Here is a 12,813-nt window from a genome sequence, read left to right as displayed (position 1 = left end):
CTTAATAGAGTATTTATTATTTTTACATAAAAACAGGTTGTTTTGTCAATATAATATTGAACGAAGAAAAAATATTTTTTTCGGAAAAAGTATTGACTTATTAGAAATGCGAGGAATATAATGAGTGCAACTTAAAAAAATGCAAGCGTTGATGAAGAAGAGTACACATGATGAACATGTCAGAGAGCTGATGGTTGGTGCGAATCAGTATGGGATTGATGTGGAATGGGCTTCGGAGCTTCCAAACCGAAACGAAAGAAGTAGGCTTTGGCGACATGATCTCATCGATACAAGAGACACGTATTATTTTTTGATACGGCAAAGTGCGTTACATTCGTAACGAATTAAGGTGGCACCACGGGAGTACCCGTCCTTTCTATAGGATGAGTACTCCCTTTTTGTGTACAAAAAATTAAATATGTTAAATCGTTTAAGTAAGAAGAGTACGTATAATGGAGACGTTTCAGAGAGCCGGGGACAGGTGGGAGCCCGGTGCGGTGCCATATACGGAATGGGCTTACGAGAGGTATGCTGAACAATTGTTTTCAGTAGGCAACCCGGGTTCCGCCGTTACAAGGATAAGGTATATATTTTGTACCTGAATAAAGCGGGATGCTTTTGCGTCCAACCTGAGGTGGTACCACGGTAAATTTATCGTCCTCTACATATTTCGATATGTAGGGGACTTTTTTATTTTTCAGAGTGAGGTGAAAGGCATGATGACGAAAGAAGAATTTATGAAGCAAAAAGAACAAGGAAAAACATTTTTAGTAATCGCTGAAGAAGAAGGAGATAGCATTACGCCAATTTCTTTATATAGACGTATGAAGGGGAAGAACAAGTTTTTACTAGAAAGCTCGCAGCTTCATCAAGATAAAGGGCGCTATTCTTACTTAGGGTGTAATCCTTATGGAGAAGTGAAAAGTGTTGGTATAGAAGTAGAGCGAACGATGTATGGGAAAAAAGAAAAGCTGCAAGGTAACGTACTGCAATTGTTAGAAGAGGTAATCGCACCAGCGCAAGTAGACAGTCCATTCCCGTTTTGCGGGGGAGCAGTTGGATATATCGGCTACGACGTAATTCGGCAGTATGAAAATATAGGAGTAGACTTACATGATCCATTAAATATTCCAGAAGTACACCTTTTACTGTATCGCGAGTTTATCGTTTACGATCATTTACGCCAAAAACTATCGTTTGTATATGTATGCAAGGAAGATGAATCAGCTTCTTATGAAGAAGTATACGAGAGATTGCAACGATACAAAGAGGAAGTGCTAAATGTAGAAGAAGAGAAGGTGAGTGAAGTAATATCATCTTTATCATTCACTTCTTCAGTAACGGAAAAAGAATTTTGTGAAATGGTAGAAACAGCGAAAGAATACATTCGGGCCGGAGATATTTTTCAAGTTGTATTATCCCAGCGATTAAAAAGTGAGTGTAAAGGAGATCCGTTCGCATTATACAGGAAACTTCGAATTGCGAATCCATCACCATATATGTTCTATATCGATTTTCAAGATTATGTTGTACTAGGCTCTTCGCCAGAAAGTTTACTATCAGTAAGAGATGATAAGGTAATGACAAATCCAATTGCCGGCACGAGGCCGAGAGGGAAAACGAAGCAGGAAGATGAGGAAATCGAAAAAGAACTGTTAGGAAATGAGAAAGAGCGGGCGGAGCATATGATGCTTGTGGATCTAGGGCGGAATGATATTGGCAGAGTAAGTGAAATTGGCTCTGTGACGATAGATAAATATATGAAAGTAGAGAAATACTCTCACGTTATGCACATTGTATCCGAAGTTTACGGAACATTGCGAAAACAAATGAGTGGATTTGATGCATTAGCGTATTGTTTACCAGCTGGTACAGTGTCAGGAGCTCCGAAAATAAGGGCGATGGAAATTATTAATACGTTAGAGCATGAAAAAAGAAATGTATACGCCGGAGCAGTTGGATATATTTCATTCTCAGGAAACCTTGATATGGCGCTAGCAATTCGAACGATGGTTGTGAAAGATGAGAAAGCGTACGTTCAGGCAGGAGCGGGTATCGTCTACGATTCAGACCCTGTAGCTGAATATGAAGAAACATTAAATAAAGCGAGAGCGCTTTTGGAGGTTATGAAATGATTGTACTGATCGATAATTATGATTCATTCACATATAACTTGTATCAACTATTAGGCGAGTACGAGGAAGAAATTGTTGTCGTAAGAAATGATCAAATAACAATTGAACAATTAGAGGAGATGAGGCCGAAAGGAATTGTGCTATCACCAGGACCTGGAAAACCAGAAGATGCTGGGGTTTGTATCGATGTTATTCGTCACTTTTATAAGAACGTTCCCATCTTAGGAATTTGCCTTGGCCATCAAGCAATTATATCCGCATTTGGAGGAGAAATTGTTAGAGCAGAGCGCATTAAACACGGAAAAACATCGCGTGTGAAACATAACGGAACGTCAATCTTTTCGTACGTTACGCAGCCGCTAACAGCGATGCGTTACCATTCACTCGTCGCAGCGCAAAATAGTTTGCCGCAGTGTTTTGACATACTCGCGACAGCGATGGATGACGGAGAAATCATGGCAGTTCGTCACAACTATTATCCGCTCTTCGGATTACAGTTTCACCCAGAATCAATTGCAACAGAAGAAGGCGGGAAGTTAATACGTGCCTTTTTAGCAGAAGTGAAAGAGGAGGAGAGAGTATGAACAGTTATCTTCGAAAGTTAGTAGAGGGACAACATTTAACAGAAGAGGAAATGTATGAAGCGGGACTTCTTTTATTAAGTGACAACATATTGGAAAGTGAAGTTGCAGCTTTCTTAGTATTGCTGAAAGCGAAAGGCGAAACAGCAGAAGAAATATACGGTCTCGTTCGTGCTCTTCGCGAAAAGGCATTACCGTTTTCAAATCATATAAAAGGCGCGATGGACAATTGCGGAACGGGTGGTGACGGTGCGCAAACATTCAATATTAGTACAACATCGGCATTTGTACTTGCCGGAGCTGGTGTAAAGGTTGCGAAACATGGAAACCGCGCTGTTTCTAGTAAAACAGGAAGTGCTGATTTATTAGAAGAACTCGGTGTAAACATTAGTTGTACGCCAGGTGAGATTGACTCCTTATTAGAAAATGTAGGGATTGCCTTCTTATTCGCACCAGCGATGCATCCAGCATTAAGACGCATTATGAAAATAAGAAAAGAATTAAACGTTCCGACGATCTTTAACTTAATTGGACCGCTGACGAATCCGGTTAATTTAGAAACACAATTTGTCGGTATTTATAAACGAGATATGTTATTGCCGGTAGCGGAAGTATTGCAGAAACTAGGCAGAAAACAAGCGCTCGTCGTAAACGGAAGTGGATTTTTAGATGAAGCATCCTTACAAGGAGAAAACTGCGTCGCTATTTTAAAAGACAATGAAATAATTGAAATGAGTATTGCACCAGAAAACTACGGTTTTTCAAGAGTGAAAAATGAGGAAATTAGAGGCGGAAATTCAAAAGAAAACGCAAAAATTACGCTCGGAGTATTGAGTGGAGAAAAAAGTGTATACCGCGATACCGTTTTACTAAATGCAGGGCTTGCTCTTTTCGCAAACGGAAAAGCGGAAACGATTGAAGAAGGAATTAAACTAGCAACGCATAGCATTGATTCTGGAAAAGCATTAGAAAAATTAAACTTATTAATTACAGCGAGTCATGAAAAATTAGAAAGGGTGAATTAAAGTGGGGACGATTTTAGACAAAATTGTAGCGCAGAAGAAAGTAGAAGTTGCGGAGTTATATGAAACATATTCACCAGTGAAAGAAAAAAGGAAAACATACTCACTTGTAAAAGCTTTAGAGCAGTTTACTGTAATCGCCGAGGTGAAGCGAGCGTCGCCATCAAAAGGCGATATAAACTTACACGTTGATGTACCAAAACAAGTAAAAACATATGAAGAATGCGGCGCTGGAGCAGTTTCGGTTTTAACAGACGGTCAATTTTTTAAAGGATCGTTTCACGACTTACAAACTGCAAGAGCAGAAAGTAACATTCCTCTTTTATGTAAAGATTTTATAATTGATAAGATTCAAATTGATAGAGCTTATGAAGCTGGTGCAGATCTTATTTTATTAATCGTTGCAGCGTTAACGAAAGAGAAGCTAAAAGAGCTTTATAACTACGTACTAGAAATGGGATTAGAAGCGATTGTTGAAGTTCATGATGAACAGGAATTAGAAATTGCAACCCGATTAAATCCGCACGTTATCGGAATTAATAACCGTAATTTAAAAACGTTTGAAGTAGATTTAAGCCAAACTGAAAAACTCGGAAAACGACTGAATGAGGAAAATCTACTTTGGATTAGTGAAAGTGGTATTCATTCAAAAGAAGATATTATTCGCGTCAAACGAGCTGGTGCAAAAGGTGTGTTAGTCGGAGAAGCGCTTATGACATCATCTTCTATCAGTACCTTTTTTGAAGACTGTAAGGTGTGCATATGAAAGTGAAGATTTGCGGCATCACTGATATGGAAACGGCGAAAAGTGCGTGTGAATACGGAGCAGATGCAATCGGATTCGTTTTTGCAGAAAGTAAACGCCAAATCACTCCAGAGCAAGCGAAAGAAATTATTGGGGAAATTCCAGCACACGTTTTCAAGGTTGGTGTTTTCGTAAATGAATCGGTAGAAGTGATCCAGAAAATTGTAGAGGAGTGCGAGTTAACGCATGTGCAACTACATGGGGATGAAGACAACCATCACATTAGAAGATTGAACATTCCGTCTATAAAAGCGTTAGGAGTAGCTTTAGAGAAAGATATTGAACGTGCGAAAAAATATGAAACAGATTATCTGTTATTTGATAGCCCGAAAGAAAAGTTCCACGGAGGAAACGGAAAGACATTCTCATGGGAGTTACTCGCACATATGCCAAACGAGTTGCGAGAGAAAACGATATTAGCTGGCGGATTAAACATCCTTAATATAGAAGAAGCAATTCAAACCGTTCAGCCATATATGGTCGATGTAAGTAGCGGGGTAGAGACAGAAGGAAAGAAAGATTTGGAGAAAATAAAACAATTTATTAAAAAAGCGAAGGAGTGTTCCAAATGAACTACACATATCCAGATGAAAAAGGTCATTACGGTATATACGGGGGGCGATACGTTCCAGAAACGTTAATGCAATCCGTACTAGAGCTAGAAGAAGCATATAAAGAAGCGATGCAAGATGAAGCATTTCAAAAGGAATTAAATCATTATTTACAAACGTACGTTGGAAGAGAAACACCGCTTTATTTCGCTGAAAATATGACGAAGTATTGCGGCGGAGCAAAGATTTATTTAAAGCGTGAAGATTTGAACCATACGGGAGCTCATAAAATTAACAATACAATCGGTCAGGCGCTTCTTGCGGTAAGAATGGGTAAGAAAAAAGTTGTCGCTGAAACAGGAGCAGGACAACACGGAGTTGCAACAGCTACTGTATGTGCACTTTTCGGTTTAGAATGCGTCATCTTCATGGGAGAAGAAGATGTGAGACGACAAAAATTAAACGTGTTCCGAATGGAATTACTCGGAGCAAAAGTAGAAAGCGTAGCGGCAGGTAGCGGCACGTTAAAAGATGCGGTAAACGAGGCGCTCCGTTACTGGGTTTCACATGTACACGATACGCACTACATTATGGGATCAGTTCTCGGGCCACATCCATTCCCGCAAATTGTCCGTGATTTTCAAAGTGTAATTGGAAAAGAAACGAAAAAACAATACGAGGAGTTAGAGGGGAAATTACCAGAAGCAGTCGTTGCTTGTATTGGTGGTGGTAGTAACGCAATGGGAATGTTTTATCCGTTCGTACACGATGAAGAAGTTGCTCTTTACGGCGTAGAAGCAGCTGGAAAAGGCGTTCATACAGAAAAGCACGCAGCGACTTTAACGAAAGGAAGCGTCGGTGTTTTACATGGATCGATGATGTATCTTCTGCAAAATGAAGAAGGACAAATTCAAGAAGCACACTCTATTTCAGCTGGATTAGATTATCCAGGTGTTGGACCAGAACATAGTTTGCTAAAAGATATTGGACGCGTTTCTTATCATTCAATCACAGATGACGAAGCGTTAGATGCGTTTCAATTATTAACGAAAAAAGAAGGGATTATCCCGGCGTTAGAAAGCTCACATGCTGTTGCATATGCTTTAAAACTAGCGCCGAAAATGAAGAAAGACGAAGGACTTGTTATTTGTTTATCTGGCCGCGGCGATAAAGATGTAGAGAGTATAAAACGTTATATGGAAGAGGTGTAAAAAATGGGAGTAGAAAAAATTACAGCAGCGTTTGAAAATGGCAAGAAAGCATTTATTCCGTACGTAATGGGCGGAGATGGTGGACTTGAAAAGTTAAAAGAAAGAATCCGCTTTTTAGATGAAGCGGGAGCAAGCATCGTTGAAATCGGTATTCCGTTTTCAGATCCAGTCGCAGACGGTCCAACTATTCAAAGGGCAGGAAAACGAGCATTAGATAGCGGTGTAACATTAAAAGGGATTTTTCATGCATTAGTAGAAGTGAGGCAGGAAGTTCAAATTCCATTTGTACTCATGACATATTTAAATCCAGTACTCGCATTCGGAAAAGAACGTTTCATCGAGAGCTGTCTTGAAGCAGGTGTGGATGGCATTATCGTTCCAGACTTACCGTATGAAGAACAAGACATTATTGCACCGTTACTTCGCGATGCAAACATTGCATTAATTCCACTCGTAACTGTAACGAGCTCAATTGAGCGAATCGAAAAAATCACAAGGGAATCACAAGGATTCGTCTATGCCGTTACGGTAGCGGGCGTAACAGGAGTACGTCAAAACTTTAAAAACGAAATTCATAGTTACTTAGAAAAAGTAAAATCACATGTCCACTTACCAGTAGTCGCAGGATTCGGTATTTCCACACGAGAGCAAATAGAAGAAATGATTACAATATGCGACGGTGTTGTCGTTGGAAGTAAAGTCATTGAGCTGTTAGAAAATGAAAAGCAAGAGGAAATATGTGAGTTAATAGGGGCAGTCAAACAAACAGAAGAGGCGTAAGTCTCTTCTGTTTGTTTCATATAAAAAATGTTAAAATATACAAAAGATTACTTCTAACTTAGAGGGGGAGAAGGCATGCTAAGACGTAAACTATTATATCTTCTTTTAACCGTGCCACTATACGCTTGGCTAATTAGCATGACAAAAATAGAATTACTGGCTCTATTTCTAGGATATTTATTCATCTTTTCCAGTTTAAATCGAATACAAGAGCAATCTATTTTAGAAGTATGTATATTTTCAGCTATTATAGGAGTATTTACTATCGTTTCAGTTGTAATGCTAAATGAATTATTTCAGTGGATACATTCATTTTCTTTAATGAAATTTTGGAATGTTGCATTGCAAGTAGTATGTGTTTATATTGTGTTTGCTGTTTTAGAAAAGATGCTGGGGCAGCAGACGGTTTTTCAGGATAAAAGATAAAATAGTTATTCAAAAAAAGGAGCCGCTTGGCTCCTTTTTTAAATCTGTTATAAAGTGAAACTATAATCAGTGGGGGGTGTTCATCCCCCACTGATTATTAGCCTTCACCAATCGGGCGTTTACGGGCAGCCCGACTCCCACCTAACTTCTTTGCTCCAGCCGAATTTTGAGGTGAGAGTTTTACTGCCCGTTACTGCGGGATAAAAATAATTGAAAATCACAACATCTGTTATATAATAGTAAAAAAATTGCACTTTTTACGAAAAGAGATGATAGCATGGCCATATTGTTGGCACTTATCCCGATTATGATGATTTTTATTTGTTTATTTTTATTTAAACAAACGTCATTAAGAGCATCATTAATCTCTTATGCCGTTTCTGTCGGAATTGTTTTACTCTCGCCAACGTTTCAATTAGGGATAAGTGAAACTGTACACGCAACGATTAAAGGTTGGTTAATTTGTTTTATTGTTGGATACGTTTTGTTTTTCGGTATTTTTTTATTTCACCTCATGAACAAAATGGGGTACATCGATCAAGTAGCACGATTTCTAGAACAAGTCACGCGCGATCGATTATTACAAATGCTTCTTATGTGTTTTGGTATTTGTCCACTTATTGAGTCAGTGAGTGGGTTCGGAATTGGTTTTATGGTCGCAGCACCTATTTTTCTTTCTCTCGGTTATAAACCGTTTCAAGCTGTGCTACTTTCATTTATCGGTCTACTTGCAAGTTCATGGGGCGCGATGGCAACGGGTACGATTATCGGTTCTCAGCTTATTAACATGCCACTCACAACTCTTGGTACAAACACAGCATTATTAAGCATCCCGATTTTCGCATACTTTATCATCCTTTCTTTATACGTTGTCGGTGGCTTTCAGGCAGTTATAGAAAAGTGGAAGGAAGGGATAGGGTTCTTTCTATTATTTTCTCTCGGAATCTATCTTTCTAACGCATACGTAAGTGTTGAACTAGCAGGAATATTAAGTTCTATCGTTACCATTATATTTGGCTTTCTAATCATTAAATTAAAAGGGGAAAATGAGCAAAAACTTCTAACAGAGCATGCGGCAGCTACGGAGAGGGAAATATCGATTATAAAAATTATTAGCCCTTATATCTTTTTAACAGTTTGTATTTTACTTTCCCGCCTCGTTCCAGCATTACACGATCTGCTCAGGTCATATGCAGTTCTCGATTTAAAATCATATTCTTACAAACTAGAGCTACTATATTCGCCAGGATTTTGGCTCGCCATGACTTGTTTATTTACAATTATTTTCTTCCGCATTCCATCTAATATTATTAAACAATCAATCTCGCAAACGATAAAACAATGGATTCCATTCGCAATTACAACGACAATGTTCATTGCGATTTCAGAGCTAATGGGGGCATCTGGTATGCATTCATTACTCGCAAAGACAGCTGGTGAAACATTTGGTACCTTTTTCGTTTTCGTTGCTCCGTTCATTGGAGGAATCGGTGGCTTTTTAACAGGTAGTAACGCAGGATCAAATGCGATGTTTATTAAACTCCAAATGCAAACAGCGCAAAACGTAGCACTTCCGTGGCAATACGTCACAACACTTCAAAACACCGCATCATCAGTAGCGACAATCGCTTGCCCATCACGGATTACACTTGGTGCTTATTTATGTAATATCCCTTATCGTGAAAATGAACTATTAAAGAAAACGACGTTAATGATTTCTGGTGCGGTGTTGCTTGTAGTCGTAGAGGTGATTTTTTGGTATATGTTGATAAAGTGAAACTTTAATTAGTGGGGAGTGTTTTTCAACCCCACTAATTATTAGCTTCACCAATCGGGCTTTTATGGGCAGTTAGGCTCCAGTTAGATTTTTTGGTGGGAGTCTTACTGCCCGTTAATGCGGGGAAAAATAAGAAAATCCTCCTGGCAAAGGAGGGTTTTCTTTTTATATGGATAATGCCTTAAGTATGAAAAGCTTCTACTAAATGAATAGGAGATGAAAGGTATGCCCTTAAAAAACTATGGTGTGTTAAAAGGTATCGTTATACAATCAAAGATTGGAAAAGGTAAAACACCTCATTATCAAGTTCATTTACAAGGCGAAGCAGGAGTTAATTATCGCATTGCAATTAACGTGAAATCACAAAGCTATCCGTCGGAAGTTTTATATTTTGCGAGTAACAATATTCGATCAGAGGCGATTCATATTTTACCGACATTACCGTTCGGTTTTACGGAAGTGAAAAACAATGAGCCGAAAGTGGCTTTAGATTATGTAAGAGGTAATTTATTTGATTCGAAGCAAATGATTCCTTTGCCAGCTGAAAAAACGGGATCTGATAATGATTTAAATGAAAAGATAGAACGTTATATAAAACGAGCAATAGATGAGAAAGCGATTATTTATGCGTTTGGTGAAAGGTGGGGACCAGAAGAAAAGGTTCCAGATTCGTATTTTCATTTTACACCTGGAAACGGTATACACGATATTCATATGAATCAAGGGAATGTAGAGAAATGGCAAGGTGATGATGGCAAATGGCAAGACGGTGGGATATTGATTCACTTTGAGAAGAAGGAAGAGTGGATTGGTATTTTTCTTGCCTTTCAGTCACAGTCATGGTGTACAGATGAAGAAGGGCATGCTCGTGTTCCGGTTGAGCATTGTGATTATAAGAGGGAGAAGTGATTAGGAGAGCTAGTTCTAAATGGACTAGCTCTTCTTATCGTGAACAAGGATTGTCAAGATTGTGAGGGAGTAGTACTTATGATGAGATTATGTTCGCAATATTTCAAAACAGTGATAGGGTTATTGTTTTTCATTCGTATTAGAAAGTAGATACCAATTAGCAGTGCGAGGAGGTCTATTTTTGAAGATAACAGAAGAAAATGTTGTGCAACAAATTAAACAACGTAATGAAAAGAGCATTACATTCATTATCCAAACATATGGAGGTTTACTCAGCGCTATTATTAAACGATATGTACATAGTAATCAGCAGGATTATGAAGAATGTTTAGATGATGTATTATTAGCCATTTGGTTTCATATCGATTCATTCGATCCAAGTAAAAATACGTTTAAACAATGGATAGCAGCCATTGCTAAATATCGAGCAATTGATTATCAGCGGAAAAATGCGAGAAATCAGCAACAAACTGTCTGTACGGAGATTAATGACCATCTGTATCAAGAACAAAGAAAATCAAATGATTTCTTAGACGTACAGGAATTGCTCAATGAGCTGTCAGCAACGGAGCGAAACATTTTTGAAAAGTATTATTTAGAAGGTGTACCGTCTCGTGAAATTGCTTCCCATCTTAACGTGAAAGAATCATGGATTCATAACAAACTGTCACGCGGACGAAAAAAGCTCAAACAGATTTTTATTTTTAAAAATGGGGTGTGAGGACATGTCTATTTATAAAGAGCTAAATGACATTCAGTTGGATATTACAGAATTTGAGGAGGTTTCCTTAACCAAAATAGAGGAAAAGCAGTGGGAAAAGCGTGTGAAAAAAAAGCTCCGTAAAAACAAACAATCAAAAAAATTGTTCGGAGTCGCTGCAGTTTGCATGCTAATTGTCAGTATTATAGTGCCACTTGGACAATCTTCTTTAGCAAATACACCATTTTTTGCGGGATTGATTGAAAAATATATTGATGAAGAGCAACCACTAGACTATTCATCGTATAAGACTGCTATTGGGAAAACTGCTGAAAATAAATACGGTAAACTGACTTTAAATGAGGTATTAGTGGATGAGAATAAACTGCTCATTAGTTCAACATTTGAGCCAGCAAAGGGTGTGAATTTTGATTATCAAACATTTTTAATTCCACAGGTGCGAATAAATGGCCGTGACTTTTCTAATACAAAGGATGCACAGTCAATTGAAGTAAATGATTCTATGTTTACAATCTACGGTGCCGTCGATTTTAGCGAAATGCCAGAAACTGATGCACTTCAAATCGAAATTACTTATAATACATTCAACAGGGATACTGTAATTAAGCAACCATGGATATTTGATATTGAAGTATCGCAAGCTAAGTTGATGAAAGAGAAGCAGACGTTTGAATTAAATGAAACAATTGCTTTATACGATGGCAATAAAGTAACTGTTAAAAAAGTAGTTTCTACGCCGATTTCCACAACGATTTATTATGATGTGACACAAAGTGCAAATGAAGGTATTTATTTTAAAATCGAATCAGAATCTGGAGAAGCACATACATTTAAAGAGGTAGTTATATCGAATAAAGATGGCGGTATTTCTTTTAGTAGATTTGATGGAATTGATCTAGCGGTGGGTAAATATTCACTTGTACCGTATTCGGGTGAAGAAAACAAAGTAATTGGACCATCTATTCAGATTCAATAGCTTATTAAATCTGATAAATAATTTTCTAAAGATAGAGGAGGACGTTCACAACGAACGTCCTCCTCTCATTTTATAAAACCCAAAACTCACAAGTGTAGAAATACAAGAGAAAAGAAGCGCTACACTAGAAAACGCGATGAGATACATATTATACTTCATCATTTTTCCGATGAGTTGGTTACTGTCGTACTGAAAAAGTCCTGTAATTATATTGAATAAAAATAACATGATAAACATGACGATAACACCGTCTATTGATCCTTTAATATCTGGTTTACTTAAAGCGATATGTGCGGAAATACAAATAGCGATAAATAAAAATAACCAAAAAGAAGGGTTCAATAAGTTGTTGATTGTAAATAAGCTTTTCAATAAAAAGAATGTCGACAAGAGCATGTTTTGGATCATTTCTAAATTAATAGAAGTAGAGGCAATTGTTTTTTCGAGAGTTGTATTAAATACATAATATGACTCTGGTACGAAATAGCGCATTAAAAGGATTAATGCAGTAATGCCTGAAATGATAGGGCCGATTCCGATGAAGAAATTCCCAATTCGTTGATATATACTTTTTTGATTGTATTGGTGTTGTACGTAACCTAAAGCTCCCTGACTTGTATCTGTTGGGAAGAACTGCGTTGCTACAATTTTATGACGAAATAATAGACACATAATTGCATGTCCAAGCTCATGAATAGGGACACCGATCCATGCAGTCAAAAGAAAGCCTTTCCTTCCGAAAGCTCTCGACCAATACGTTCGTGTGAGAGATTCTAAATAACCTAATATAAATCCAATTACAATGATGACACCAATTAAAGAAAATAATTGGATCACGCTTGTAAGGAGTGTTTGAAAAATCGAGTTTACAAATTCCACTGTCTTCATCCAATCTGTTAAAAATGTTAGTTGCTCTGTT

13 protein-coding genes and 2 other annotated features are annotated in these 12,813 nt (G+C 37.8%); of the genes, 12 read left to right on the top strand and 1 reads right to left on the bottom strand.

Annotated features, from left to right (window positions below):
* Positions 1 to 139: 139 nt before the first annotated feature.
* Positions 140 to 378, top strand: a binding site (T-box leader).
* A 42-nt stretch (positions 379 to 420) separates the two neighbouring features.
* Positions 421 to 665: a binding site (T-box leader), on the top strand.
* A 51-nt stretch (positions 666 to 716) separates the two neighbouring features.
* From trpE to MKX77_RS17915, 12 genes are all read left to right on the top strand, one after another.
* The gene (trpE, locus tag MKX77_RS17970) at positions 717 to 2,135 is read left to right on the top strand and encodes an anthranilate synthase component I (RefSeq protein ID WP_341307397.1); all 1,419 of its coding nucleotides are present in this window, start codon (positions 717 to 719) and stop codon (positions 2,133 to 2,135) included.
* A complete protein-coding gene (locus MKX77_RS17965; RefSeq protein ID WP_341307396.1) occupies positions 2,132 to 2,719 on the top strand; it encodes an anthranilate synthase component II in 588 nt (195 codons plus the stop codon). The genes trpE and MKX77_RS17965 overlap by 4 nt, the downstream gene beginning before the upstream one ends.
* On the top strand, positions 2,716 to 3,741 hold the full coding sequence (gene trpD, locus MKX77_RS17960) for an anthranilate phosphoribosyltransferase (protein ID WP_341307395.1): 1,026 nt from the start codon (positions 2,716 to 2,718) through the stop codon (positions 3,739 to 3,741). The genes MKX77_RS17965 and trpD overlap by 4 nt, the downstream gene beginning before the upstream one ends.
* Position 3,742: 1 nt before the next feature.
* Positions 3,743 to 4,504 (top strand): indole-3-glycerol phosphate synthase TrpC, encoded by a 762-nt coding sequence (gene trpC, locus MKX77_RS17955; protein WP_341307394.1) that lies wholly within the window; start codon positions 3,743 to 3,745, stop codon positions 4,502 to 4,504.
* Complete coding sequence (locus MKX77_RS17950) at positions 4,501 to 5,115, top strand: phosphoribosylanthranilate isomerase (RefSeq protein ID WP_341307393.1); 615 nt, start codon at positions 4,501 to 4,503, stop codon at positions 5,113 to 5,115. Before trpC ends, MKX77_RS17950 begins: the two co-directional genes overlap by 4 nt.
* On the top strand, positions 5,112 to 6,305 hold the full coding sequence (trpB, locus tag MKX77_RS17945; protein ID WP_341307392.1) for a tryptophan synthase subunit beta: 1,194 nt from the start codon (positions 5,112 to 5,114) through the stop codon (positions 6,303 to 6,305). The genes MKX77_RS17950 and trpB overlap by 4 nt, the downstream gene beginning before the upstream one ends.
* A gap of 3 nt (positions 6,306 to 6,308) precedes the next feature.
* The gene (gene trpA, locus MKX77_RS17940; protein WP_215555607.1) at positions 6,309 to 7,085 is read left to right on the top strand and encodes a tryptophan synthase subunit alpha; all 777 of its coding nucleotides are present in this window, start codon (positions 6,309 to 6,311) and stop codon (positions 7,083 to 7,085) included.
* A 75-nt stretch (positions 7,086 to 7,160) separates the two neighbouring features.
* Positions 7,161 to 7,511 (top strand): DUF4029 domain-containing protein, encoded by a 351-nt coding sequence (locus MKX77_RS17935; RefSeq protein WP_215555608.1) that lies wholly within the window; start codon positions 7,161 to 7,163, stop codon positions 7,509 to 7,511.
* A 277-nt stretch (positions 7,512 to 7,788) separates the two neighbouring features.
* Positions 7,789 to 9,288, top strand: coding sequence for an L-lactate permease (locus MKX77_RS17930; protein WP_341307391.1), 1,500 nt, complete (start codon positions 7,789 to 7,791; stop codon positions 9,286 to 9,288).
* 225 nt (positions 9,289 to 9,513) lie between these two features.
* The gene (locus MKX77_RS17925; protein ID WP_341307390.1) at positions 9,514 to 10,197 is read left to right on the top strand and encodes a YukJ family protein; all 684 of its coding nucleotides are present in this window, start codon (positions 9,514 to 9,516) and stop codon (positions 10,195 to 10,197) included.
* 181 nt (positions 10,198 to 10,378) lie between these two features.
* Positions 10,379 to 10,918, top strand: coding sequence for a sigma-70 family RNA polymerase sigma factor (locus tag MKX77_RS17920; RefSeq protein ID WP_341307389.1), 540 nt, complete (start codon positions 10,379 to 10,381; stop codon positions 10,916 to 10,918).
* Between the two features lie 4 nt (positions 10,919 to 10,922).
* Positions 10,923 to 11,894 carry a DUF4179 domain-containing protein gene (locus tag MKX77_RS17915; RefSeq protein ID WP_341307388.1) on the top strand — a complete coding sequence of 324 codons (972 nt, stop codon included), beginning with the start codon at positions 10,923 to 10,925 and terminating at the stop codon, positions 11,892 to 11,894.
* A gap of 45 nt (positions 11,895 to 11,939) precedes the next feature.
* Here MKX77_RS17915 and MKX77_RS17910 read toward each other — a convergent pair whose 3' ends face one another.
* Positions 11,940 to 12,773 carry a hypothetical protein gene (locus MKX77_RS17910; RefSeq protein ID WP_341307387.1) on the bottom strand — a complete coding sequence of 278 codons (834 nt, stop codon included), beginning with the start codon at positions 12,771 to 12,773 and terminating at the stop codon, positions 11,940 to 11,942.
* Positions 12,774 to 12,813 lie beyond the last annotated feature (40 nt).

The organism is Bacillus sp. FSL R9-9410 (genome assembly GCF_038050385.1).
Taxonomy (GTDB): domain Bacteria; phylum Bacillota; class Bacilli; order Bacillales; family Bacillaceae_G; genus Bacillus_A; species Bacillus_A cereus_U.
Note: the sequence above shows the minus strand (reverse complement) of the source record. Positions and strands in the feature narration are given on the sequence as shown.

Coding starts and splice junctions, on each gene's coding strand:
- trpE (WP_341307397.1), top strand. CDS start 717: ATGATGACGAAAGAAGAATTTATGAAGCAAAAAGAACAAGGAAAAACA.
- MKX77_RS17965 (WP_341307396.1), top strand. CDS start 2,132: ATGATTGTACTGATCGATAATTATGATTCATTCACATATAACTTGTAT.
- trpD (WP_341307395.1), top strand. CDS start 2,716: ATGAACAGTTATCTTCGAAAGTTAGTAGAGGGACAACATTTAACAGAA.
- MKX77_RS17950 (WP_341307393.1), top strand. CDS start 4,501: ATGAAAGTGAAGATTTGCGGCATCACTGATATGGAAACGGCGAAAAGT.
- trpB (WP_341307392.1), top strand. CDS start 5,112: ATGAACTACACATATCCAGATGAAAAAGGTCATTACGGTATATACGGG.
- trpA (WP_215555607.1), top strand. CDS start 6,309: ATGGGAGTAGAAAAAATTACAGCAGCGTTTGAAAATGGCAAGAAAGCA.
- MKX77_RS17935 (WP_215555608.1), top strand. CDS start 7,161: ATGCTAAGACGTAAACTATTATATCTTCTTTTAACCGTGCCACTATAC.
- MKX77_RS17930 (WP_341307391.1), top strand. CDS start 7,789: ATGGCCATATTGTTGGCACTTATCCCGATTATGATGATTTTTATTTGT.
- MKX77_RS17925 (WP_341307390.1), top strand. CDS start 9,514: ATGCCCTTAAAAAACTATGGTGTGTTAAAAGGTATCGTTATACAATCA.
- MKX77_RS17915 (WP_341307388.1), top strand. CDS start 10,923: ATGTCTATTTATAAAGAGCTAAATGACATTCAGTTGGATATTACAGAA.